At 39.1% G+C, this 24,177-nt stretch carries 22 protein-coding genes and 1 pseudogene; 21 read left to right on the forward strand and 2 right to left on the reverse strand.

What is annotated here, in order from left to right; translation table 11 throughout:
• The 19 genes and pseudogenes from WA338_RS15995 to WA338_RS16085 all read left to right on the forward strand — a co-directional run.
• Window positions 1–455 (forward strand): hypothetical protein (locus WA338_RS15995; protein WP_336094144.1); only part of this gene is annotated, 455 nt, incomplete at its 5' end.
• Between the two features lie 367 nt (window positions 456–822).
• Window positions 823–1,227: a hypothetical protein gene (locus WA338_RS16000; RefSeq protein WP_009781370.1), complete on the forward strand. Its 405-nt coding sequence runs from the start codon at window positions 823–825 to the stop codon at window positions 1,225–1,227.
• The gene (locus WA338_RS16005; RefSeq protein WP_009781371.1) at window positions 1,224–1,484 is read left to right on the forward strand and encodes a hypothetical protein; all 261 of its coding nucleotides are present in this window, start codon (window positions 1,224–1,226) and stop codon (window positions 1,482–1,484) included. Before WA338_RS16000 ends, WA338_RS16005 begins: the two co-directional genes overlap by 4 nt.
• Before the next feature lie 174 nt (window positions 1,485–1,658).
• Complete coding sequence (locus WA338_RS16010; RefSeq protein WP_154648958.1) at window positions 1,659–1,949, forward strand: hypothetical protein; 291 nt, start codon at window positions 1,659–1,661, stop codon at window positions 1,947–1,949.
• Between the two features lie 319 nt (window positions 1,950–2,268).
• Window positions 2,269–2,832: a hypothetical protein gene (locus tag WA338_RS16015; protein WP_154648959.1), complete on the forward strand. Its 564-nt coding sequence runs from the start codon at window positions 2,269–2,271 to the stop codon at window positions 2,830–2,832.
• Window positions 2,833–3,136: 304 nt separating this feature from the next.
• Complete coding sequence (locus WA338_RS16020) at window positions 3,137–3,541, forward strand: hypothetical protein (RefSeq protein WP_336094145.1); 405 nt, start codon at window positions 3,137–3,139, stop codon at window positions 3,539–3,541.
• 334 nt (window positions 3,542–3,875) lie between these two features.
• Window positions 3,876–6,941 (forward strand): hypothetical protein, encoded by a 3,066-nt coding sequence (locus WA338_RS16025; RefSeq protein ID WP_009781375.1) that lies wholly within the window; start codon window positions 3,876–3,878, stop codon window positions 6,939–6,941.
• Window positions 6,942–7,267: 326 nt separating this feature from the next.
• Window positions 7,268–8,110 (forward strand): hypothetical protein, encoded by an 843-nt coding sequence (locus WA338_RS16030; RefSeq protein ID WP_009781376.1) that lies wholly within the window; start codon window positions 7,268–7,270, stop codon window positions 8,108–8,110.
• A gap of 236 nt (window positions 8,111–8,346) precedes the next feature.
• Window positions 8,347–8,844, forward strand: coding sequence for a hypothetical protein (locus tag WA338_RS16035; RefSeq protein ID WP_230199280.1), 498 nt, complete (start codon window positions 8,347–8,349; stop codon window positions 8,842–8,844).
• Window positions 8,845–9,006: 162 nt separating this feature from the next.
• Entirely contained in the window at window positions 9,007–9,384 is a 378-nt protein-coding gene (locus WA338_RS16040; protein ID WP_230199281.1) for a DUF4844 domain-containing protein, read from the forward strand.
• A gap of 207 nt (window positions 9,385–9,591) precedes the next feature.
• Entirely contained in the window at window positions 9,592–10,422 is an 831-nt protein-coding gene (locus WA338_RS16045; RefSeq protein ID WP_272984664.1) for an AraC family transcriptional regulator, read from the forward strand.
• 85 nt (window positions 10,423–10,507) lie between these two features.
• Entirely contained in the window at window positions 10,508–11,092 is a 585-nt protein-coding gene (locus tag WA338_RS16050; RefSeq protein ID WP_272984665.1) for a YceI family protein, read from the forward strand.
• A 39-nt stretch (window positions 11,093–11,131) separates the two neighbouring features.
• Window positions 11,132–11,704: an ester cyclase gene (locus tag WA338_RS16055; protein WP_272984666.1), complete on the forward strand. Its 573-nt coding sequence runs from the start codon at window positions 11,132–11,134 to the stop codon at window positions 11,702–11,704.
• Between the two features lie 204 nt (window positions 11,705–11,908).
• Window positions 11,909–12,664 carry a DUF6090 family protein gene (locus WA338_RS16060; RefSeq protein ID WP_272984667.1) on the forward strand — a complete coding sequence of 252 codons (756 nt, stop codon included), beginning with the start codon at window positions 11,909–11,911 and terminating at the stop codon, window positions 12,662–12,664.
• Window positions 12,665–12,880: 216 nt separating this feature from the next.
• On the forward strand, window positions 12,881–14,176 hold the full coding sequence (locus WA338_RS16065) for a hypothetical protein (protein ID WP_272984668.1): 1,296 nt from the start codon (window positions 12,881–12,883) through the stop codon (window positions 14,174–14,176).
• A 91-nt stretch (window positions 14,177–14,267) separates the two neighbouring features.
• A pseudogene (locus WA338_RS16070) lies at window positions 14,268–15,098 on the forward strand (alpha/beta hydrolase).
• 110 nt (window positions 15,099–15,208) lie between these two features.
• On the forward strand, window positions 15,209–15,973 hold the full coding sequence (locus WA338_RS16075; RefSeq protein ID WP_272984669.1) for a hypothetical protein: 765 nt from the start codon (window positions 15,209–15,211) through the stop codon (window positions 15,971–15,973).
• 358 nt (window positions 15,974–16,331) lie between these two features.
• Window positions 16,332–18,845 (forward strand): excinuclease ABC subunit UvrA, encoded by a 2,514-nt coding sequence (uvrA, locus tag WA338_RS16080; RefSeq protein ID WP_272984670.1) that lies wholly within the window; start codon window positions 16,332–16,334, stop codon window positions 18,843–18,845.
• A 70-nt stretch (window positions 18,846–18,915) separates the two neighbouring features.
• The gene (locus tag WA338_RS16085; RefSeq protein WP_009781388.1) at window positions 18,916–19,650 is read left to right on the forward strand and encodes a sulfite exporter TauE/SafE family protein; all 735 of its coding nucleotides are present in this window, start codon (window positions 18,916–18,918) and stop codon (window positions 19,648–19,650) included.
• Here WA338_RS16085 and WA338_RS16090 read toward each other — a convergent pair.
• Window positions 19,647–20,354 carry an NUDIX hydrolase gene (locus tag WA338_RS16090; RefSeq protein ID WP_009781389.1) on the reverse strand — a complete coding sequence of 236 codons (708 nt, stop codon included), beginning with the start codon at window positions 20,352–20,354 and terminating at the stop codon, window positions 19,647–19,649. The two genes, WA338_RS16085 and WA338_RS16090, sit on opposite strands and share 4 nt — an antisense overlap.
• Before the next feature lie 83 nt (window positions 20,355–20,437).
• Between WA338_RS16090 and WA338_RS16095 the strand changes: the two genes are divergently transcribed.
• Window positions 20,438–22,846, forward strand: coding sequence for a beta-glucosidase family protein (locus tag WA338_RS16095; protein WP_009781390.1), 2,409 nt, complete (start codon window positions 20,438–20,440; stop codon window positions 22,844–22,846).
• Window positions 22,847–22,908: 62 nt separating this feature from the next.
• Here WA338_RS16095 and WA338_RS16100 read toward each other — a convergent pair whose 3' ends face one another.
• Window positions 22,909–23,475, reverse strand: coding sequence for a Crp/Fnr family transcriptional regulator (locus WA338_RS16100; protein ID WP_009781391.1), 567 nt, complete (start codon window positions 23,473–23,475; stop codon window positions 22,909–22,911).
• A gap of 70 nt (window positions 23,476–23,545) precedes the next feature.
• Between WA338_RS16100 and WA338_RS16105 the strand changes: the two genes are divergently transcribed.
• A complete protein-coding gene (locus WA338_RS16105; RefSeq protein WP_040533702.1) occupies window positions 23,546–24,172 on the forward strand; it encodes a chloramphenicol acetyltransferase in 627 nt (208 codons plus the stop codon).
• Window positions 24,173–24,177: the final 5 nt, after the last annotated feature.

Genomic DNA, 24,177 nt, shown 5'->3' on the forward strand with positions numbered 1-24,177 from the left:
GTGTGAATTTGCTTCGTCTCATACTGTTTAAAATTAAGAATTATTACACTTCTAAACAGTTCGGTTTTAAGGGAAGCATACAACAGGATGTGACTTACTTATATCTAATTCGGAATTATAAAGCGGAATCTGAAAAATTGGATATTAAAAAATATGATTATCCTGATTACAATATTTGTGCATTTAAACAAAAATTTGAACATGGAATTGTTTACTCGGAAGAACAGTGTAGAGAAGCAGGTGGAATAATAACAAAACTGATTTTACCGAAAACCGACAAAGAAAGCTTAAACCAATGGGTTGAATTAATTTTTAAAAGTTCGCCAATGGACATAGAACACGGATGGAATTCAGAGAAAACCAAATTTGGTCCGACTGACGATGGTGTTGGATGCTACTTTGAAATTAAGGAAACTGAAAACAATACTGAAATTGAAATGTATTGCGGTTGTTAAATTGGATTTATGGTATTTACTAAAGAAACAAAGGACAACGAATTTTACGTGTATATGAATGGAAAGCTGATTTACAAAAGATGGTTAAAAACAGGTCAATCAAAAGTTTTTGACTTAATGGCTTATGACAAATACACAGAATATTCCTTAAATGATAATTAAAAATAACTATTTACAACACTAATAACCGTTACACAATTCTATAATATCTAACAAAGCCTATTCATTTAAATCTCAAGGACATCACCTAAAAACTTTAAACCCCTCATATGCAGCTTTTGTTGGATATCGCAGTCACTTCAACTACTTTTAAAACATAAACAGGTAGTTTTGAAGACCCACTGCCGTTACCTGCAAGCTGAAAAAAATGAGTGAAGTCAAGATTGATGTTTATCACAAAGAAGAGAAAGTGACAACTACTCTTTACGTTGAACAGTTATCTGAAAATAGATTTCGGATGATTGACAATGACTTTTGCAACCCTAAACTGACTTTGGGTACGGAATTTGAAACGAGAATTAACGAAGACCAAAAGCACGTGATAACAAAAATCACAAAGGAATCGGAATTTATTACTCGCAGATTTGGATTGACACCAAACCATAAAGAATCAGACTATCGAATGCTTGGGGAGGAATTGACAAAAAGAGGTGGGTTTTGGCAAGTTGACCTTGGGAGTATTGCCATTGTAAACATATCAAAAGATTTCGAATTTGACATCGACCAAGTCATCAAAGAATTAGATTTAAAACTGGTAGAAATAACCGAATGAAATACTTTAAACGAAATTGGAATGAAACCCGTGGAGACCAATATGACAGTTGGGGGAAATCAGTTTGGCTTTTCGAGACGGACAATAACGGAGAAGTTTTAAGACAAATTGAGATTTATGACAATGGAAAAGTCTTAAAATATGATAACCAAAATATTGAGGACGAATTTGGAATGCTTGCCGACCAAAATATTGATTTGACCGAATTTAATGAGTTTACAATAAAAAAAGAAGAGTTTGAAAATAAATGGAAATAAAAGCCAGCGTACAACAATGGCTACAATTTGACAGAATTGCGAAAAATTAAATTTAATAAAAAACTCATATTAGTACTGACATTTATTTGCGGAATGATATCCTGTAATTCTTATAAAAATCTTCCACAATGACAATCAAATATCTCATTCCATTCTGCATTCGAAAACGATACTTTGACTGTTAAAGTAAATGACAGTATACGCTTTAAAAATCATCGGATTGAAATGATTCCTGAATTGGGAATTTCTAAAAATGCATCAATCTATGTAAAAGGAAAAGAGTTTCGAGTTTCTGGAACTTTTAAAACGATCGAAATAATTGACAAAGAGTTAGGTTTAAAAATTAATAGGACTTTAAAGTTTGACACAATTTTAAAAGCCAAAAACGGACGATATATTGACATTGGAGCGAATAATGAAAAAACACTAATCGAACAGCGAAAAAAAATAAGAATAGTTGAATAAAAAACTAAGCACAACATTGGTAACCGTTGCACAAGCTCTTAATTTCTAATAAAACCTATTTATTTAAACCTCAAGGACATCACCTAAAAACTTTAAACCCTTCATATGCAGTTTTTGTTGGATATCGCAGTCACTTCAACTACTTTTAAAACATAAACAGGTAGTTTTGTAGATCTACTGCTGTTGACAGCAAGTGAAAATGACACACGTAATTCAAATATTTAAATCAGTCGAGAGAATTGAGAAGCTCGACTATTCGACCGAGTCTCGACAACTTCTTGACAAATGGGGAGACAGTTTTGTTTCAAAGACAGGCTACTTGACAGACAGTACTTTGCTTCTTCCAATTAACAAGGAACAAGAGCCTGATCTAAAAACTGCTGACCTTGTAATTATTCAAGACATTAACGGTTTTGACCCCTTCCTTGTCGAAAAGTCTTGGGACAAGACAAATTGGCCCAGTTGGTTTAAAAACAGCAGAAAAAACGATGTGCTATCTGCAAACCGACAGCTTATATGTTTCAACCGACTTTTAAGAAAAGGGACTTTTGAAATATTCAAAATAGAGAAAAATGAGTCTGGAACATTTGACCTTCATTTGAACTATTCAGCCAACGAATTTCATATTGGTATTCCAAAGCGAGACGACCACAAAATAGCAGAACTTAAACTTGGTAAGCCTATTAGATACAAAGTGAATGGAAAATCAGATTTTACTATGACTGGGAGAAAACAACGGACTTTTGTAGAATACGATTACATATTTGAATATTTAGGCCAGGCAGACAAAATGGAATTCAGGGATTTGAACAAAATCGGAAAAACTAAGTCGATACCAACTGATAACTACAAACTCGTTGACGAGAGAAAAATATTAAAATAATACACCAGCAGCCAACACGGGTAAGCGTCGCACAAGTCCATAACTTCTAGAAGTGCCTAATTTTTTCAACCGCTTTTAAGCGGTTTTCTTTTTTCTACCATATAGATTTAGACAGAATTCAGAACTCTTAAAACCGATTTATCGCTGTTTGTCAATCTGTTTTTCAGAAAAAAATAAAGCGCGCACTCCTGCTCCGCTTTTGGGTGGTCTTGAGGTTGTTAAATCCCAATATACCCAGAAGTAGGTATTGACACATATTGGACGCATACTTATATTCGAAATCTATTTTTTAAATTTTCCATTTATGAAACTATCAAAGACCCTATTAACACTAACAATCATAGTGTCTTGTGTGTCTATGATTCAGGCCCAAAAGATCGTACAGTTCAGTGAGTATAAAATCTATAAAAACGAATATGGCCACACAAAGATCAGGATTGAACCGCACACCAGAAACACCGATATAGGTGCAGATGCCTCTAAGTATCAAAAGAGTTCCAACGTCTATGGCGTTTTGATCTGCTATAGTATAAATGGCGAAAAAAAGGCTAAGCTTCTAGATATGACCTATAAACTAAAAAATAAAGGCTATTACGAATATGGTCTCTCTTTCAGCAGTAATTCTAAAGTAGGATCAGTAAGCGTCACGTATTTTAATATGGTTGATGATCCGGAAAGTAAGTGGCCTAAAAAGGGGGATTGCTTTTAAATGGGTTGCGTAGCACAACTTGTAAGCAGACTGAAAGATCCCTATTTCAACAATTGCCTTATGGATCTTTACAAATTCAGCAGGTCTTTAGTAATTTAAGAGCATACCGTATACCCTCCTAAAAGTCATCGTAAAACTTATAACATAATTAGTAAGACCAATATTTAACTTGTATAAACATTATGCCTTTATGAAGATGTGACAAAAGCTTAAACACAGCTTTAAATAGTTGAACAAAGACAGTTTACAAGCTGATAATGAAAACTTTGTAAGTTAATTCACATCGTAATTAATTTAAATTCTCACACGTATTGCTTCATTTAAAATAACACTTATGATTAAAAACATACGCTTCCTTTTCATTCTAGTTTTTACGATACTATCAAATAATTTAAGAGCTCAAGACGATGATTTACAAACCATTTATTTTGATGGTTATTCTGACGGCTATGAAATAACAGCCGAAGCTGATATTTATAGCAAAGTTGGCAGTTTTCGGAGGGAAATGGAGAGTGGAGTTGGATGCTTAGAAATAACTTTGAAGGAATTTAGAATAACATCTATCTATGTAGATGGAACTTTTTATAGTGATAACGATACGTTTCCCGATATAGAGATGCCTGACGGTAGTTACGGAGGACTCTATAAAGGTTTTTCTATCCCTTTCTCAAATGATGGCGCACTCCCTAAAATAAAATTTGAAGTAAGAAATATCCCTGATAATGTTTTTAGCATAAGAACACCTTCAGAAGTTGGACCAAAAGGTAGTTGCGTTTTCTTTGATGTTCCTGGAAGTGTAGATGAAGGTGAAGAAAATTGGAAACACGCAGTTGTTGGAAATCACGAAATACTCAGTTTAGTAGGTGGTGAAGCAACAACACTTGCTTCAACGATTAGGAATTATTTAAAAATAAAAGACAATGCTTCTCGCTTAAAACAGAAGCAAGCAGAAAATAAAGAGGAAGAAAAAAATAGGAATGAGGAAGAAAATAAGAATGACGAATCTGTAAATGAGAGGTCTTCTATGAATCAAAGCGACCGTGAATACGCCCAAAGAAAATCACGCGAGCAAAGACAAAAAGACTTTATCAAACGTCAAAATGAGGAAATAGAAGCTAAAGAAAAAATATATAAAGAAAGTGTATTAGGAGCTACAGACCGTCTTGCCGGAGCTGTTAAAACCATGATGGATGAAAATGAAGCTGCGCGAAAGAAAAAAGCTGAAGAAGAATATCAAAGAAACTTAGCCCGTGAGAAAAGATTAGAGAATAATATGAATCAAGCGGCTGAAAAAATTTCTTCATTTTACTGTGCCATCAATAAATTGATAGGTAGCGTTTCAGATAGTAGTGAATGTTCCTATAACGAACGCAAGAATGTCTACGCCCCAGATGATGACAAAAAACATTCATTAGGCTATACTTTAAAAAATGCAGAAAATAGGAATGATGAGTTCCTATACGTAAGTTATCTCCATTTGAGGCCGCTTTCTGATAAGAACAATAATTATTCATTTAAGTATACCTATACGCAGCCTGCAAAAACACCAGTTGCCCAAATTAATAACCTAAGTGGTAATTCACTTGAAAAATACATTCAGCTCATCGAAAAAGCTACACAAGAAACCTTAACCAAGGTACGGAACCTTAATGGTTTACTGGGCAGTGATATTACATTACTATTATTTGAAAACAATAAAGAAAACCTAAACAAAACACTTGATCAAATTTCAGATTTATCCACGCTACCGATCACAACAACCAGCAACGATTATCTAGCAAATTGGGAATACTTAAATTTTGAAAAAGGTCTGGATCTGGTTGATCTTATTAAAAATGATCATTTGAACAAAGCAACTGACATAGTACTCAAAACCAAAGATAATGAGCTAGTTTTTCTAAATAATGGCAAGTTTATAGTCTTAAAGAACTATGAGCTTTTAAATGATTATTTAAATTTAGGAGATGGAGAGCTTGCACAAAATAAGCCGCTTCCTAAGATAAAAGGTGAGTACCTTGAGATTTCAGATTGGCAACGTATAGTAATGTTTCAATTTTTTAGACACAGGAATATCTACCTAAATATTGAAGGTACAAGTTATCCTGCAGTAACCAATTACGGCTATAAGCCTCAATCTCGAAAAAAAGTACCTCTCGCATTTTGGGACATGGGTGATGTGAGCGGCAGGGCCAATAACTTTCTGTATATCTATAAAAAAGCTGATGATCTTTACGGAGATCCTGAGAATCTAAATTTTTATTTCCCTATTGACGCAGATGCTTATCTCCATACCGGAAAATACAGACCTGCCATTGGTTTTGGGACCTACTCAACAGTTCAGAAAGATAATTACGCCCATATTGAGTTTAAATATATTGGAGGGATGGACTGGACCGCAGCTATAGAATTAAAAGGCCTAGAAAAGGTAGATAAGGTAAAAGGAAAATTAAGGCTGATTACAGATTCTAACTCAAACTCATGGAGTACGCGTCCATATAAAAGTAAGGAGCCGTACGATTTTGGGATAGGATACAAAGAAAAGAAAAAAGATAAAATTTTATCTGAAAGCGAGCCCACTAAATTTATAAAATACCGTATTAAAGATTGGGAATTGATCTATGTGTACGACGTTTTGAAACCTAGAGAAAACGGTGCGGTCAGCTGGCTGGCAATCTCCAATGGGTATAACACTTTTTTCCCGGACAGATTAAAAAGTAATGAGGCCTACAAAGCATACGATAATCAGAATGCATTTTTTGAATCGCATATCAATGGATATAAAGAAAAATTAAATCTGACTGATTTAGAAGATTTTAATCTGCTATACAACGACTTACTGAAAAAGAATAGTGAAATAGGCGGATATGAAAAAACTATAGGTTATAACCGCAAAAATATCATGAGAAATCTCGAAATTTTAAATAAGAGTCAAGACGAAATTACAAACCAAGATGAACCTAAAGAAAAGGAGGCTTGGGTTGCTCATGAAACAGCTGACTTTAAAATTGAGTTTCCTGACAGTTGGGAATTGAACACCAATACACCTGATGCAGCTACTTTTCACCTATATTCAAATAATTCTGCTATTCGTATGGAGATGGGTGAAAAACCTCAAACATTGACTTATGAAAACTTACTTGAAACAAATGGTATTCTTAACGGTCTTGAAAATTCAATTGAAGATTTTATTGTCCTAAAAAATGAAACAATCAAGAAGGATGATAAACAATACATTCAAGTGATTTGGAAAGGGAAAAAAGCAGGTCAAACCTTAGAAACTGAAATGCGATTCTATTTGACAAACGATAAGATCTTTGCTATAACGCAAATTTCGTGGGAAAATAAAACTGCTGCCGATCAAAATACAATTAACAATGTGCTTGATAGCTTTGAATTTTGATTTCAAAGTTGGTAATGTTTTTTAGAGAAAGCAGCGTATTTGGTGATTAAAGTTAAGTTTAATGGAACTGAGTAGTAAATTGATTGATTTTCAAATCTTTTGCATTAGCTCTGATTCATAAAGAATATCACTATTCTTTCCCTAAAGCTCGTTAGAACTAGTTAGCTTTCTTAATCCAGCATAACATTTAATTTAAATAATTACTTTAAAGACCAGAGAGCAATGCCACTTAATATAGTACACACTTGCTAAAATGAAACATCAAAGTTTGTTGGTATTTGACAGTTTAGTATCTTAAAAAGCACCATCCATACTCCTAGAAACTCATGAAACAAGGCTTAACGATTCTTACTGCTATTAGTGTTTTGATATTTGGCCTAAAAAGCTTTGGGCAATCAAGTTGGGAGGTTCAGCAAAAAATCACGTTGGACAGATACACCAGTTACCAAGGCACTATCGAAAACGGGAGAAAGTTTCAGTTATACCTCGTTCCTTCTTCTCAGGCGTGTCCCAAGGAACAAGGACCATCAAGAAGAATCAGGGTTGAGGGTTGGTATCGCATCGATAACGGTTTAAAAACACCACTTATAGGTTTTAGTAGCGACGAAATCTGTAACAACTCCTTAACCTTGTTTGTTCCACAAAAGCGAAGCGAAGCTTTTGTAGATGAGCATTGTAAACCCCTAAATACAAAAGAACGCTTTGAACAACTTCCTCGTGAACGCCCCGGTATATTGGTATGGAACAAGGCTAATGGTCAAAAACAAAAAATAAAGCTGCAGCAAGTACATCCATTTAGCTGGAACACACAAGCCCAGATAGCAATACACGCAAACGGACTATTGCTTAAAACCGTTGACCTGAGTGCGCTATCAAAAAACACGTTTATCGAACAAGTTGAAATAATTGGTAAAAAACACATCAACAATAAATTCCATGTATTACTAAAATATGCGCATCGATCCAAACCCGGTTCCTATGGCCGAGGAATGTGTGCTAATGGTATAGAAGAATTTATTGCACACCTGGTCATCAATCAGGATTGTGAAGTTGCTCTTTTTGAACAAGAGCGGTTAAACAGTTGTCTTTTACAACTTGATGGGAATACTGTAAATTACGATCCTAAGCATCCCGAACTTGGGATAGCAACCAACACAAGGGCGCATTAATTTTGGTAGTTCAGCCCTGAATTATGTTTCGTACGCTAAGCCAAGCTTTTAATTGAGCAATATGTAATAGCTTTATAGTTAAAAGAATACACCTAATCCTAGAATAGAACGTCATCAAAAAGAACGAAATTATACTACAACCCCTTCGACTCGAAGCCGGGTGGCAAGTCGACTACAATCAATGGTATGAAGTAGACCCTATTGAAGGTTTTGAAAGCTATTTTGAAGGCTCTAGTTTGCTCATCCTTAAAAATCCAGACCGATTAAAATTCATTGACGTCGAATGGCGACCGGAAAGGGATTTGAGTGGAAGCTTTCATCTTACGGTTTTAAACTATTTAGAAGATTACGACAACCGCCTTAACACGTTTGAGGTCAATCCCGATTGGGATAATCCAATTCTGGAGATTTCTATACACTCAAGGTTAGCTTTGGTAAACCAATTAGAAGAATTAATGCGTATTTTACCTCCGTACGAAGACCCAAGAATGACACTTCAACGGGGCGTCGTTGATGATACTTCGGAGTCCTACAGACTGGAGCTCATTACCAACGGAATCTCGACAGAACTCGTTGGCAAGATCATTGAAAACGGAAGTGCTCAAATTCAGAATCACTGTTTAGATCATCCTGAGATCACCAGAGATCTTATCAAACAATTTGCTGAAAATGGGATTACCAAAAAGGTCAAGAACAAAGCCAATACAAAACTAAAAAGCAAACGGTGGCGGTAGTCAAAACAAAATGCTTATTGAGTTCAAATTACATGTAATTCAATTACTTTTAAAGTATTAAAGAGGTGGTTTTCGCTGGCACCAATTTGAGAAATGACAAAATACATTAAAATATTTGTTCTGTTTTTAACTCTATCTGCTTGCGGACAAAATACGAATGGAATGAAAACACCTGAAAATGCAAATGAGAAATTTGCAGAATTTATCGCAAAGAAAAAGTTCATAGCTAAAAATCATTATGCTGGTATCGCTGACGAAAAAATGCGACCGATTTTTACAGAGAAAGTTAATCGTGCTGCTGCTGACTTTAAAAATGTAGCGGAATCTGAAAATCCGACTGAGAAAAAATATCAAGAGAAAATTAAAATTGGACTTTCAAGGTTTGCCGAGGTTTATATGGAATTGGACACTGAAGACCGAGAAAGAGTATGTACTTACTTTGAGGAATTAATGGACATTGTAGGTTTAGAAAGTTCAAATGGACAACTAAATAGATTTATGTATGGTTTTGACCCAAACGAAATGACAAATAAAAATTAAAAAACCTATGCACAGCTCCATATAAACACCTGATCATTCATCTTCGTTACCTCAAAGACTTTAGGTTGGATATCGCCCTGCTTCAACTAGTTTAAAATGCAAAGAGGTAGTTTTGAGCATTACTACCGTTTCAATACTTCAAAATGCTAAAAACATCAAACAAAAGAAGTTGTACCTTAGCCGTAACCTGAACGCGCAGCGCATTTCATGAACAACCTCTTCCATATTTTCAAAGTTGATGCCCAAGAAGCACAACGCATTGCTCAACTGCCTAATGCTCCGCATAATCACGATTTTGAGGAGTTATTGATCGGTATTGAAGGTCAACTGGAGCATTTTATAGATTTTGAAAATGTGACCATCAACGCACCTTTTGTAAGTTTTGTGACCAAAAATAAAACGCATCGCGTGCTCCCAAAAGCGGTTGACGGCAAGTGTAGTATATGGGGCATTCGCTTTAAAAGTGAGTTTATCCCCGAAACTGCATTTCAGTTGTATGCCTTGTATCACAATCACGCCAATCTTGAGGTAGCAAATGCGCATACGTTTAAACGCTTGATCACCCTCATCACTATGATATATGAAGAGTATCAACAAGAGTACATTGATTATGCATTGATCAGGCAGCTGCTAAGTGTTTTATTGACGATGATCGAACGGGAGCGCAAGCAAAGTGAACCGGAAACCGCTTCTCAAAAAAACCAACAGATCGCCTTTGGTAACTTTCTACAAATCTTAGAAAAACACTACAAACAACCCCACGGCGTTGAATTTTATGCCGAAAAACTCTTTATGTCCTCCCGCAACCTCAATCTCATTTGCCACGCTATATTAGAACAAAGTGTCTCTGAGATCATTGAGACCCGAAAGCTCACCGAGGCTAAAAACCTTTTGATCACAACCGATCAAACTATCTCTGAGATCGCCTACCAGTTGGGCTATAAGGAAGGCTCCTACTTCTCCAAAGTCTTTAAGAAAAAGTCGGGACAGTCTCCCGGGGAATTCCGCGAGGAGATGAGAAACACGCTTATTTCCTAAAATTACCCAACAGCTTCCGAATAGTATAAAAGTCGGAGCACTATCGCTTCTCATCTTTGTAGTCGTAATTAAAAACACTATAAAAATGAAACGTTTAAACTTGATTGTCACAGCAATCTTTCTTTTTGGAGCATGGCTTTCAAATGCTCAGACACAACCCGAAATCTGGAAAAATGATCCGCCGCATTCACAGCTGTATTTTACGGTTACACACTTAGGATTTAACAAGATCAGCGGAACTTTTGATGATACTGTAATCGAAGTAACCGCTACTGAAGCAGATTTTAGCGATGCGCGTTTTGAAGTAACAGCACAGACCAATTCTATAAATACGTTAGTTGAAGCTCGAAACAACCACCTGAAAAGTGCCGACTTTTTTGATGTTGAAACCTATCCTACGTTGACCTTTACCAGCACCAACCTCAAGAAAAAAGGAAAAAATAAATACAAACTTACTGGTGATCTTACGATGCACGGGGTGACTAAACCGGTAACGCTAGATTTGGTTTACCAAGGTGAGACCGTAAACCCAATGAGTTCAAAACAAACCATTGCCTTTAAAGCGACAGGAACTTTAAAACGTTCAGATTACGCCATAGGCGGAAGTTTTCCTGAAGCGATCATTAGCGATGAAGTACACATAGAATTTAATGGCGAATTTGTGCAGTAAGCCGGGTTCATTTCTATATCACTTCTTTAATGTAAATCTATGAAAACACTACATAATCTAGTCGCTCTACTCGTATCAGGAATCTTCCTGGTAAGTTGTTCCGACACAAAGTCTGAAGCCTTAGAAGCTAAAATAGCCTCACTCGAGACCGAATTGCAAGCCTATAAAGCTGCTGAAAGTCTTACGCAAGAACGTCTTATAGCTTTTGATACCCTGGATTTTGAGTTTTATACCAATCAAAAGTGGGAGGGTTTTAGTCAAAGTCATACCGATGATATTGTGGTTTATAATGCCGACGGAAGCATTTCTAAAGGCTTATACTCTAACCATATCGACGATCTAAAACCTATGTTTGTTTTTGCTCCAGATACCAAAATAAAAACACATCCTGTAAAATTTGGTACCGGCGATTGGACCGCTGTGATCGGCGAGTTAGAAGGAACATTTACAGAACCCATGCCCATAGGTGCTGGTAAAAGCATTCCGCCTACCGGTAAAAAATTCAAACTCAAAATGGCCACGATTGGCCATTGGGACGGCACCAAAATGACCGAAGAATATTTGTTCTACGACAACTTATCCTTTATGAAGCAAATTGGCCTTGCAGAATAAGTCGGTTTCAATATCCTCAATATTATACCTCATAAAAGCGGACAGGCGAGTTGCCTGTCTGCTTTTATTTTTCAGAAGCAGGAAACTACCTCAAAACGATCATCAGATGCTTCGGTATAGGCAAAGCCATAGAAAATACTATCTTTAGTACTGTAAATGAATTCCATACGAGCGTTTTACCTCGTAAAGACGTGCACTACGCCTATGATCACTATCTTTAGAAAAATCAGACAACAACTCGTATCTCAAAATAAATTCAGCAGGTATTTGATCTATGCGATCGGCGAAATCATACTCGTGGTTATTGGCATCCTGATCGCCTTGAAAATAGATAACTGGAACGAACGCATCCAACAGGATAAAGAAGAACTGAAAATCCTGAAGAGCTTACACAAGGCGATCACCATTAATATTGACGAATTCCATACGACCTTTGATGCGCAGATCAACAGAAACGGAAGCCTGCAACAAGCCATCTTTACCGAAATTTCAAACCTGCCGCTTCCGCATCTTGATTCGTTGATCACTACCAATGTTAAAAACCACACCTTCGATCCTTCGACTGGTATTTACAATGCGATGATCAATTCGGGTAAGATCCAGTTGATCTCTAACGATTCGCTCAAAAACAAACTCTCCAAACTTGATGACCGGGTAAAAGACTATCAGGAAAGTGAAGATGAGATCACCGCCTATACCAAAGCGCATTTGGAGACGTATTTTATAGACCACTACACCATCGATCCCGAAGTTTTAGCCCGGCTTAGAGCACGCACGGAAGAAGAGAAAAAGGCCGACAGCCTTGCTTACGTTCAGGTTTTCAGTGCTCAGGAAGTCAAGAATATGTACATCTTATTGCTGAATAAAATGAGCGAAGTCATCACCAAAGGAGAAGATCTGGAAGCTGAGTATACAAGTTTAGCCCAAGCCTTAAAAAAAGAAATAGCATTGAAGGATTGATGAAAACTTTGGCTTTCTGGTGATTCTTTCAAATGACAAAATTGAAGGTTTTGCTAAAAAATAATTCCGAACGATTTTCAACAAGCAATAAGGCTATAAATTATTCGGCATCAAATCGTTTCGTTTAATTGCTCTTACTACAGTATTTTCATTCTAAGATCGTGGCACGATTTTTTCGCTCTGAATTACAATCAAAAAACGAAAAAAACCAGTTAGATGTTTAAAAAACTACACCTTAGCCTTCTCCTTTTTAGTCTTACCCTACTTGTCGCCTCTTGTGAACGCGATGATGAGATGCTTCAGCAACCTGATTTCAGTATCAAGCCGTCGCTTAATTTTAAAATTGAAAGCAGCTACGCCAACGGCTGGATCAAAAATGCCCGCTATCAAAGTCTAGACGCTACTCCTACTGAAGTTTTTGAATATTACGAGAACGGGTACATCAAATCGGCTCAGGTGTTCGCCAGCTATCCCAATCAACATATGTATATGGAAGTTAGCCGTAGTGAAGACAATTTGCCCTTGTGGTCAAAATACTACCGCCCTGATGGTTCGTTATGGTTTAAAACCGAATATGAAGACGGACTGCCCAAACAAAAAACCATCATAGATGCTTCGGCCACTACTGTTTATGAATACGCGAACGGCGAACTTCAGCAGATCACACGCACTGACGAAGTGGCAAACAGCAGTAGTACAACGACGTTCGATAGGGAAGCCAACACAAGACAGCTTAAGGTTGTTCAAAATGACGAAATTGTTCTGGATCAAGAGTACCCCTACCACGAGGCTATGGGAGCCGGGATAGATACCAAAACACATACGCCGCTGGGAAATCCTTTTAGTGGTGCAGAGACCTCGTATCTGCCGCTTAATCAAAGTTTTTCACAAAGTGTCACTTGGGAGCGTGATGCAGACCCGATAAGTATGATGTTTCCGTATCGCTTGTTTGATGCGTTTTACAATCCAGGCAACTATTTTGCAACACAGTTTAGCGTTGCTACCCAATTGTATCAGTCGGTTATCGAGCAATATCCAGTTACCGAAAATGGAGTCCTGCTTGGTGGTGGTAAATATGAAGCGGGTATCGATAGATTAGCAAATTCTTTTGAGATTCGCGATTCTCTGGCTCAAGTTCGTGACAACGATCCTGAACGTTACAAGCTTCAATACGGAAATGAGTATCTGCATAAAATAGGCTACGGAATGTATTTCTTTATTATTGGTGCCCTGCGCAACCTACCTACAGACGAGGCTGCCCAACGTGCGATCAAAGCAGCAGCACAGAAAAAACTCAACAGTGTCACGCAAGAAGGCATTAGCCTCACTGCTGAAGAAGAAGAGCTCTTGGCAAAAGTGTGGTTTGAAGTGAAGTTTTTTTCTACACTTAAATCCCACACCAGTGGTGTTGTGATCGAGAGTGTAAACGATTATGAGCAAGCCTTGCAGGAGATCAATGATGCAGAACCTGCAGTCATCCAATTGGAGTATCGCAGCATAAACGATTTGTAAACGCAAAAGCCGATAGCTTTCTTGGTTACAACAAACTCCGTAATTAGCTGAAGCAAAAAGTAGTATCTTCAGTCATCTTAAATCTTTAAAGATGAATCTCAGGATACTTTTAATAAGCTTTTGCTTCAGCTTGCATGCAATAAGTCAAAGCCTGCCGCAAAAGGTAAAGGAAACCGACTTTAGCATTGGAAAAACCATAAGCATCCACTCTAGTGTTTTAAAAGAAGAACGGGTGCTTAACGTGTATCTTCCGCAGGATTATTCTGCTGATGGCTCAAAGACTTATCCGGTAATCTATTTACTCGACGGTTCTAAAGACGAAGACTTTATACATATAGCCGGGATCGTTCAGTTTGGTTCGTTCTCTTGGATCAATATGCTTCCGGAAACGATTGTCGTGGGCATCGCCAATGTAGACCGAAAACGAGATTTCACCTACCCTTCTCAAAATACCCTAGATCAAGAGGAATTTCCCACTTCGGGCAAATCGGCACATTTTATTCAATTTTAAGAGGAAGAATTACAGCCCTTTATTGCGGCCAATTTTAAAACTTCAAAAGAAAAAACGCTAATTGGTCAATCCTTAGGCGGACTTCTAGCCACAGAGATCCTCTTTAAGAAACCAGCGCTTTTTGATAAGTATATTATCGTGAGTCCGAGTTTATGGTGGGATGATGAGAAGCTTTTGAATGTGGCAACGCCTTCTTTTACTTCTTCAAAATCCATTTATATCGTCGGTGGTAAAGAAGGCGAAGTGATGGAACGTACGGCAAAAGCGCTGTACACCAAATTGAAGCAACAAAAAGATAAAAAGACCCACCTCTTCTATGAATTCCTCGCAGATAAAGATCACGGTGACGCTTTGCATATTGCGGTATATCACGCTTTTGAAAAGATCTTTGAACTTAAAAAAGAGAATTAGTTGAGTTGAATAAAAGCACCAACACCAAACAAATATCCCCATTTCGCTTAAAACCCTATATTTGAGATAGCTATACAGATTCATCAAACTAAGGAAACCGTACCGTTGATATGAAGTTTTTCAGAAAGATCAGACTGAATTTACTTGCTAAGCAAAAGTTTTCAAAATACCTCATCTATGCACTTGGTGAGATCGTTCTGGTGGTGATCGGGATTTTGATCGCTCTGGCTATTGACAACAGCAATCAAAACCGGATCAACAACGACAATGAACAAACCTACCTCCTGGGTTTAGAGCAAGAATTTAAAATGAGTAAGGCTAAATTAACCGAATTGATCGCGGTAAATCAAACCAACTATTTGGGCTCTAAACAAATACTCACCTATATCCTCAATACACAAAGCGCGCCTACAGAAGGTGAATTCTCTCGCTTATTGTACAATACGTTTTCTAAAGATATCAGGTTTAACCCTAATAATTCGCTCTTACAGGAAATGATCAATTCTGGCAATCTTAAAAACCTATCAGATCCTGAATTGCGAAAAAAGCTTACCAACTGGATTGCGACTCTAGAGGATATTTCAAGGCAAGAAAATGACCTCAGCGTTCAACGCGAGAAAGTATTGGATATGTTTAGAACCCATGATACCAGCTTACGTACTATTTTTGAGCAAACCGGCGTTAACGACATCCTTGAATTGCCAAAGAGCGCGACGAGCCTCAGCAACCTGCACTTATTAGAATCAACAACATTTGAAAATAACATTCTGATGTTTATGCTTACCAGTTACTCTACAGAACAGGCACATTACCTACCGTTGCTTGACGATCTGGATACGATTCTAAATGCTATTCAAAAGCGAATTAAAACTTAACATTACTTCAAACAGCTGATTTTTCATTTTGTATCTAACGTCAGTTATTATTAACGTTGGCATTCTCGCAAACTCCCTCAGAGTAAGCCTGTTTGCCGACAAAAGTAGGCCCATGAGGCATTGGTTGAAAACGACTTTTCGATTTCGAGGCATCCCGATAGTTATCGGGACGGAATATTAAATCCTTTGGCGGTGCCAATAAACTTCCAAATCCGGCAGGTCAGCTGAGCGGTTCTTGTTATATTCGGCGCCATACGTAAACTACCTCGTTCCAAGATCGTGAGGTAGGCGTTAGAAAAACATCAACTGCGAGGCACATTTCGGGATTTAAACCCTGTGTTGCCCATAAAACAAGCTAATGGCTAAAGAAGGATATGTGGTCGTGCAAGGCGCCCGCCAGAATAATCTCAAGAATGTTTCTGTTGAAATTCCGCGGGATGCACTCGTGGTGTTTACCGGTATTTCGGGCTCCGGAAAATCATCCTTAGCCTTTGGTACCCTATACGCTGAAGCACAACGCCGGTATTTAGAATCGGTTTCGCCCTACGCGCGCAGGTTATTCAACCAAATGCCCATTCCTGAAGTAGATGCTATTGATGGACTACCGCCGGCGGTAGCGTTACAGCAGCAGCGCAGCTCGGGTTCTACACGCTCTACAGTAGGTTCGGTGACTACGCTTTCTAACTTGCTGCGTATGTTATATTCCCGCGCAGGAAACTATCCGGAAGGTCAAGAACTTTTATATGCCGACGCCTTCTCAACCAACACGCCAGAAGGAGCCTGCCCGGAATGTCATGGTCTGGGAAAAGTGTATTCCGTAACCGAAAAAAGCCTCGTTACTGATGACAGCTTAACCATTAGAGAACGGGCCATTGCCGCCTGGCCCAAAGCCTGGCAAGGCAAAAACCTGAGGGACATTCTGGTCACTTTGGGGTATGATGTAGATATCCCGTGGAAGGAACTTCCGCAGGAAGAAAAAGACTGGATTCTTTTTACTGAAGAAACCCCTACCGTACCGGTTTTCCGTGATCGCAGTCCGCAGGAAGTGCAGCAAGCGCTAAAGAACAACGAGCAACCCAGCTATAAAGGCACTTACACCAGCGCAAAAAATTACATTCTACACACCTATGCCAATTCGCCCAGCGCATCGATGAAAAAGCGCGTGTCTGAATATATGGTGGGCAGCACCTGCCCGACGTGTAACGGTAAACGCCTGCGCCCCGAATCACTTTCAGTAACTTTTGCAGGTTATGATATTGCCGAGATCGCTCAGCTTCCGCTGAAACAATTGAATGCTATTTTTAAACCCTACAGCGAAGGTTCGGCTTCAGCATTAAAAAAACTGGCAAAAACCAATCAGGAAAAAGTTTTAGTCACTCAACGCATCGCCGAAGATTTTGTTAGTCGTATTGAAGTACTGCTCGATCTGGGGTTAGGCTATTTAGCACTCGACCGAAATACCCCAACGCTTTCTCCCGGAGAGCATCAACGCCTGCGACTTGCTACACAGGTACGAAGTAATTTATTTGGTGTCGTCTATGTTTTAGATGAACCTTCGGCAGGGTTGCATCCGGCAGATACGGCTGCTTTATTACGCACCTTAGCAATGCTGAAAAATGGCGGAAATTCGATTTTTGTGGTAGAACACGAACTCGATGTGGTACGCCAAGCCGACTGGATCGTTGATGTAGGTCCGGATGCCGGAGAAGGTGGCGGCAGGATTTTGTACAGTGGCCCACCGGAAGGTTTAAAAGACTGCGCTGCTTCAAAAACAAGAGCGCATTTGTTTAATGAAAATCCTTTTCAGCAAACTTCACGTAAAAAACCTCAACATTGGCTCAAACTTGAAGGTGTCACGCGCAACAACCTCAACCAGCTCGATGCAGCTTTTCCCATTGGGGCGCTGACCTCAGTTACCGGAGTTTCCGGTTCAGGGAAAAGTAGCTTGGTTAGTCAGGCGCTGGTGGAGTTAATGAAGATGCACTTAGGAAACCCGACTTCTGAAGAAAACGAGGAGTCGGAAGAACTCTTGCAACAGGAAACGGAACAGCCTCTTTCAGGAAGTATTGCCGCAGAAAGCGAGCATCTCAAACGTATGGTGCTCGTAAATCAAAAACCCATAGGTAGAACGCCGCGTTCTAATCTTGCGACGTACACCGGGCTTTTTGATACCGTACGCAAGCTTTTTGCTAAAACCGACCTGGCAAAATCGAGAAAATACAAAGCCGGACGCTTTTCGTTTAATGTTGGTAAAGGCCGTTGCCCCAATTGTGAAGGAGAAGGTGCGGTAATGGTAGAATTGTTGTTTTTACCCAGCGTCTATGCACCGTGCCCCGTATGTGATGGCACACGCTACAATGCCGAAACTTTAGAAGTTACCTATAACGATAAAAACATTGCTGAAGTACTGAACATGACCGTAACCGAGGCAACCGATTTCTTTAAGGCTGAAGCTCGGGTGCATCAACCGCTTCAATTGCTAGAAGATGTAGGTTTAGGCTATTTACGTTTGGGACAACCCGCTACCGAACTTTCAGGCGGAGAAGCACAACGTATCAAGTTGGCTAAAGAACTCCAACGTCAAAACAACGGTAAAACGTTGTACGTGCTTGACGAACCTACAACCGGACTTCACCCTACCGATGTTGAAAAATTGCAATTGCAACTCAATCATTTGGTTGAAGCAGGAAACACTGTTGTTCTTGTTGAGCACGATATGCAGGTGATCGCAGCAAGCGATTGGGTAATCGATATGGGACCCGGCGCAGGAGATGAAGGAGGTACTATTGTCATTGCCGGCACTCCCGAAGAAATTGCTGTAAGCAAGACAAGCAAGACAGCATCCTATCTGCAAGAGGTTTTAAGAGGATAATGCACTACGGTCTTTATATTTTCTAAGTATCTTTAGTTGAAGAATTTTAAATCCAACTAAAGACCGCTTTATGAAAGACATCAGCGTTGTTTTTTTACTCTTGGCTCTAATTGCTGAGATTATCGGAACCATAGGTGGTTTTGGATCTTCGGTGTTTTTTGTGCCTATTGGTAATTTTTACTTTGATTTTTATTCGGTGTTAGGGCTTACCGCAGTCTTTCACCTATCAAGCAATTTGAGTAAGATCTTTCTCTTTAAAAAAGGCGTAGATAAAAAACTGGTGCTTCGGTTGGGTATTCCTTCGGTACTCTTTGTGATCATTGGTGGCTACTTATCAAAGCTGCTTCAAGTACATTTTCTTGAAATTATTCTGGGTATTTTTCTCGTAGGTTTTAGTTTGCTCTTTCTGATCAAAAGTGAAATCGTTTTTAAACCCAGCGCGCGAAATGCAATAGTTGGTGGCTCACTCTCAGGATTTTCTGCCGGACTTCTAGGAACCGGAGGTGCCATACGCGGCTTGACCATGGCTGCTTTCAATCTGGAAAAAAGTGCTTTTATAGCGACCTCAGCCTTGATTGATTTTGCCATTGATTTCTCCCGAACTATTGTGTATTACAACAACGGCTACATTCACAAAGAAGAACTGAAGTATGTTCCGTTCCTGTTTGTAATCGGTTTGCTTGGCACGTGGATCGGAAAGAAAATACTGGTCTACATTCCGCAGAAAAACTTCAGAAAGCTTTCACTCTCTTTTATTTTGTTGATAGGAATTGTCACGATCGTGCAACTCTTTATTACCGACTAAATTTTAGTGTATAAATAAGGATTTCTGCCCGGGGTATCCTTTTTCAATTTGGGTAAGCGCTTAAAGAGTCCCGATGCCAACATCTTTTTCTGAAAGCGGCTTCGGTCTATATTTTCTTCCAAGATATGTTGATGCAATTGATGCAATTGCGGCATCGTAAACTTTTCCGGCAGGAGATTATAACTTAAATGCTCTAAGCCCACTTCTTCTTTTAAAGTTTGTCTTGCTTTGTGCAGAATGGCCTCGTGATCCATCGTGATCTTAGGCAATTTGTCAAACGCAAACCACCCAAATTCCTCATCAAAATCTTGAATAGCCGGCTGGGTTTCTTCGTAATTCACTAGTGAATAGTACGTGAGCGTTACAAAGCGTTTATTGATCCAATAGTCTGGATTCCACTTAACCTGACCTCTTTCAAAATGAGCTTTCCAAACATCGCCAAAGGCTCTAGAGCCGTCTCCAAAAACCGATAAAAACCGCAAATAAGGATCTGTGAGTCCGGTTCTGCTTCTCAACACGCGTTCAACAGCTGTATCTACACTTTCTTCCATTCCTATAAATCCGCCAGGAAGCATCCATTCATCAGCAATGCGCAACAATAAACACTTTAGTTTATCCTCGTGATATGCGATGATCACTAAGTCTGTAGAAAGGTGTGGGATGAAGTGCTTATGCCCTTCACTGAGAAATTGCTCGTAATTCATAATTCAAAAATAATAATTTGTGACTATTTGACACAATTATTATTTTTCTATATTTGTGGCGTATCGACACAAATAATCGTATTATGAAAAAAATTTTACGCATCACCTTAAAAGCGCTCGGCATACTTGTAGCTATCGCACTGATCGTCGGCGTGATAGGCTACCTTTATGTAAGCAACACCTTCTTAAGTTTTGAAGATGATTATGCCGAAAATAAAAACCTAAAAGAGCTTACCCTTGCCGATAACACCTTCATCGATCGCAATGGAAATGGCGCTTTAGACGTTTATGAAGACGATCGCAATCCTATCGAAATGCGCGTCGCAGATGTTTTAAAGCAAATGACTATTGAAGAAAAAATTCATTTACTCAAAGGTTCAGGGCTTGCTTCAGCAATGGGAATTCGTGATGACGGTATTCCCGGTGTTGTGGGTACGATAGTGGCTACACCCCGTTTGGGACTTCCCGAGGTTAATCTTTCAGACGGCCCTGCCGGACTGCGTATTGAACCCATACGTGAGGGGATTGACCGCACGTTTTATTGTACTGCATTCCCCATTGCAACCTTGCTCGCTTCTACCTGGAACACCGATCTAGTGACCGAAGTTGGCGATGCGATGGGTAATGAAGCTTTAGAATATGGAATTGATGTGATTCTAGGCCCGGGTGCCAACATACACCGTCATCCTTTTTGCGGGCGTAATTTTGAATATTATTCTGAAGATCCTGTGGTTACCGGAAAAATAGGAGCCGCTATGGTAAACGGTATCGAAGCCAATGGCGTGGGAACTTCGGTTAAGCACTTTGTTGCTAACAATCAGGAAACCAATCGTAATTATAACGACACACGCGTTTCTGACCGTGCGATGCGCGAGATCTACCTTAAAGGTTTTGAGATCATTGTAAAAGATGCCCAACCGTGGACGATTATGTCCTCGTACAATAAAGTGAACGGCACCTATACTTCAGAAAGTAAAGATTTACTCACCGATATTCTAAGAGACGAATGGGATTTTGAAGGACTTGTAATGTCTGACTGGTTTGGTGGAAACGATGCTGTAGCGATGGTTAATGCAGGAAATGATCTTTTAGAGCCGGGAACCAAAAAACAATGGGATGCGCTAGAAGAAGGCTATGAAGATGGAAGCATAACCGAAGAAGCTATCGACACAGCGGTATCTCGCATTTTAACCTTGGTTTTCAAATCTCAGAAAATGCAAGGCTATGCGTATAGCGAAAAACCAGACCTTAAAGCACATGCAGCGATCACGCGCAAATCGGCTTCAGAAGGTATGGTTTTGCTTAAAAATGAAGCCACTTTGCCCCTAGCCCAAAATTTGAATGTTGCCTTAATCGGGGTTACTTCTTATGATTTTATCGCCGGCGGTACCGGATCTGGAGATGTGAATGAAGCCTACACGGTTTCTCTGGAAGAAGGACTGCAAAACAATGGCTACACGATTAATAAAGTTGCCAAGAAAACTTATGAAGATCACAAAGCGGCTAATGAAGAAGCCTTTAAAAAGCCCGAAGGTATGAATGCCATGTTTTCGCCTTTCACCCCTCCTCAAATTGAATACACAGATGCATTGATGCAAGATATTGTAAACTCTAGCGACGTGGCTGTCGTGACCATTGGCCGTAATAGTGGTGAAGGTGGTGATCGTGTTGTTAAAGACGACTGGTTACTTTCACAGCTTGAACAAGAAATGCTCAACAAAACAACCGAAGCCTTTCACAAAGCGGGTAAAAAAGTTGTAGTGGTGCTCAACATTGGCGGTGTTATTGAAACGGCTTCTTGGAAAGCACAACCAGATGCTATTCTTCTTGCTTGGCAAGGTGGTCAGGAAGGCGGGAATGCTGTAGCTGACATTCTAGACGGAAAAGTGAATCCTAGTGGAAAACTTACGATGACTTTTCCTGTAAATATTGAAGATCACGCGAGTCACGCCAACTTTCCATTAGATGGAAAACCGATGCAAATGACCGATATGCTTTGGGGAAAAGCTGAAAAACCAGAGGATGAGCAAGAAAAAGATGTAGATTTTACTACGTATGAAGAAGGAATTTATGTTGGCTACAGACACTTTGATACCCAAAAGCTTGACGTTTCTTACCCGTTCGGTTTTGGGTTGTCTTATACTGATTTCGCAGTAAGCGAGGTCACCTCAAGCCTTGAAAATAATGTGATCAACGTTACTGCGACAATTCAAAATATAGGAGCCAATGCCGGTAAAGAAGTGGTTCAAGTGTATGTCGCAAAACCTGAAACTGCTATAGACCGCGCAGCTCAAGAATTAAAAGCTTTTGCTAAAACTTCACTTTTAGCACCGGAAGCTTCAGAAACCCTCACCCTTCAAATTCCGGTTAACGAATTAAGCTATTGGAATGAAAACACAAACAACTGGAGTTTAGAATCCGGAACGTATAGAATTAAAGTAGGAACCTCAAGCAGAAATATCGCACAAGAAGTGGAAATCACGCTAGAGTAATCCTGCTGAATTTTGATTGATGTTAATTGTAAAAGTCCTGATTCCTGTGATCAGGGCTTTTTTTATTCCTCTTCTTTCAACTTCTTAAGCGATCGATTTAAACTGCGGACAGAAATTCCCAGATAGGCAGAAAGGTCTGCTTTTGATATCTCGATATTTTCAGTCTCTTGGAGTTTTAGAATGCGTTGAAGTCCGTTTTCAGAAGTATATAATTTCTGAAAAGAAGCTTTTTTACTGGTATTGGTAATACGTTCTGCATAGGCATTTATGATGAGGCGATTCAGCTTAAGATCTGTATTCAGCAAGTTTAGAAAACAAGTTTTAGTGAGTTTATAAGCTTCTACTTTGTTTAATGCCTGCACCGAACATAACCGCGGTTCGTCGCGTATCAATTCTAATTCTCCTAAAATTTCACCTGTACTTAAAAATGCCAGAATATATTCTTTCCCGTTTTCTTCCACCAGACTTATTTTACAAAGACCGCTTTTCAGAATAAAAACATGTTGCGCAGCAGATCCTTGATGCATCAGCATCTCTTTCGCATTAAATTCTACCAGCGATACTCCAGCTGTGTCCTGCGTATAGAGCTCTTCTACAAAATTCAGAAAATTAGAAGCTTCTTGAAACATAGTTTAGTTGGGACACATGTCCTTGTTTAAGGTTTATTGCCTTTTGAAATTTGCACAAACAAAATTAAGCATGATAGAAGAAATAGCCCTAGAAACCTATACCCGAAAAGAACAATTTAATTTTTTTAAAGATTTTGAAGAACCCTTTTTTGGGATAACAACCACAGTAGATCTCACCAGAGCTTACGCTTACTGCAAAGCCAACGCATTACCCATTTTCGCCTATTATCTGCACGCGGCGAATACCGCCGTAAACGCGATCCCCAATTTTAGGCAGCGCATTCATAAAGGTAAAATTATAGCTTATGAGCGTATTGATGTTTCTACTACTATAGCGCGACCAGATCATACCTTTGGCTTCTCGATGATCAAACATGAAGCTGATTTTAATCTTTTTAAAACCCATTTTTCTGCTGAAAAAGAACGCGTTCAAAGCACAACCCAACTGATGCCTCATGGCATGACAGATCAAGTAGTTCACTATTCTGCGTTGCCGTGGTTTAATTTTAGTGCAGTTTCTCACGCACGCAAGTTTTCAATTAACGACAGTTGCCCTAAGATCACATTTGGTAAAATTCAGCAAGACGCGGGACAGGTGACTTTGCCGGTTTCTGTTCACGCACATCACGCCTTAGTAGACGGTTACCACGTTGGACTTTTGATGGAAGCGATGCAAAAGGCACTTGACCGCCAGTAATTTGC

The organism is Leeuwenhoekiella sp. CH_XMU1409-2, assembly GCF_037029365.1.
GTDB lineage: Bacteria > Bacteroidota > Bacteroidia > Flavobacteriales > Flavobacteriaceae > Leeuwenhoekiella > Leeuwenhoekiella blandensis.

Coding starts and splice junctions, on each gene's coding strand:
- WA338_RS16100 (WP_009781391.1), bottom strand. CDS start 23,475: ATGTTTCAAGAAGCTTCTAATTTTCTGAATTTTGTAGAAGAGCTCTAT.
- WA338_RS16020 (WP_336094145.1), top strand. CDS start 3,137: ATGAAACTATCAAAGACCCTATTAACACTAACAATCATAGTGTCTTGT.
- WA338_RS16040 (WP_230199281.1), top strand. CDS start 9,007: ATGAAAACACCTGAAAATGCAAATGAGAAATTTGCAGAATTTATCGCA.
- WA338_RS16000 (WP_009781370.1), top strand. CDS start 823: ATGAGTGAAGTCAAGATTGATGTTTATCACAAAGAAGAGAAAGTGACA.
- uvrA (WP_272984670.1), top strand. CDS start 16,332: ATGGCTAAAGAAGGATATGTGGTCGTGCAAGGCGCCCGCCAGAATAAT.
- WA338_RS16060 (WP_272984667.1), top strand. CDS start 11,909: ATGATCACTATCTTTAGAAAAATCAGACAACAACTCGTATCTCAAAAT.
- WA338_RS16105 (WP_040533702.1), top strand. CDS start 23,546: ATGATAGAAGAAATAGCCCTAGAAACCTATACCCGAAAAGAACAATTT.
- WA338_RS16050 (WP_272984665.1), top strand. CDS start 10,508: ATGAAACGTTTAAACTTGATTGTCACAGCAATCTTTCTTTTTGGAGCA.
- WA338_RS16045 (WP_272984664.1), top strand. CDS start 9,592: ATGAACAACCTCTTCCATATTTTCAAAGTTGATGCCCAAGAAGCACAA.
- WA338_RS16095 (WP_009781390.1), top strand. CDS start 20,438: ATGAAAAAAATTTTACGCATCACCTTAAAAGCGCTCGGCATACTTGTA.
- WA338_RS16075 (WP_272984669.1), top strand. CDS start 15,209: ATGAAGTTTTTCAGAAAGATCAGACTGAATTTACTTGCTAAGCAAAAG.
- WA338_RS16005 (WP_009781371.1), top strand. CDS start 1,224: ATGAAATACTTTAAACGAAATTGGAATGAAACCCGTGGAGACCAATAT.
- WA338_RS16065 (WP_272984668.1), top strand. CDS start 12,881: ATGTTTAAAAAACTACACCTTAGCCTTCTCCTTTTTAGTCTTACCCTA.
- WA338_RS16025 (WP_009781375.1), top strand. CDS start 3,876: ATGATTAAAAACATACGCTTCCTTTTCATTCTAGTTTTTACGATACTA.
- WA338_RS16085 (WP_009781388.1), top strand. CDS start 18,916: ATGAAAGACATCAGCGTTGTTTTTTTACTCTTGGCTCTAATTGCTGAG.
- WA338_RS16055 (WP_272984666.1), top strand. CDS start 11,132: ATGAAAACACTACATAATCTAGTCGCTCTACTCGTATCAGGAATCTTC.
- WA338_RS16090 (WP_009781389.1), bottom strand. CDS start 20,354: ATGAATTACGAGCAATTTCTCAGTGAAGGGCATAAGCACTTCATCCCA.
- WA338_RS16030 (WP_009781376.1), top strand. CDS start 7,268: ATGAAACAAGGCTTAACGATTCTTACTGCTATTAGTGTTTTGATATTT.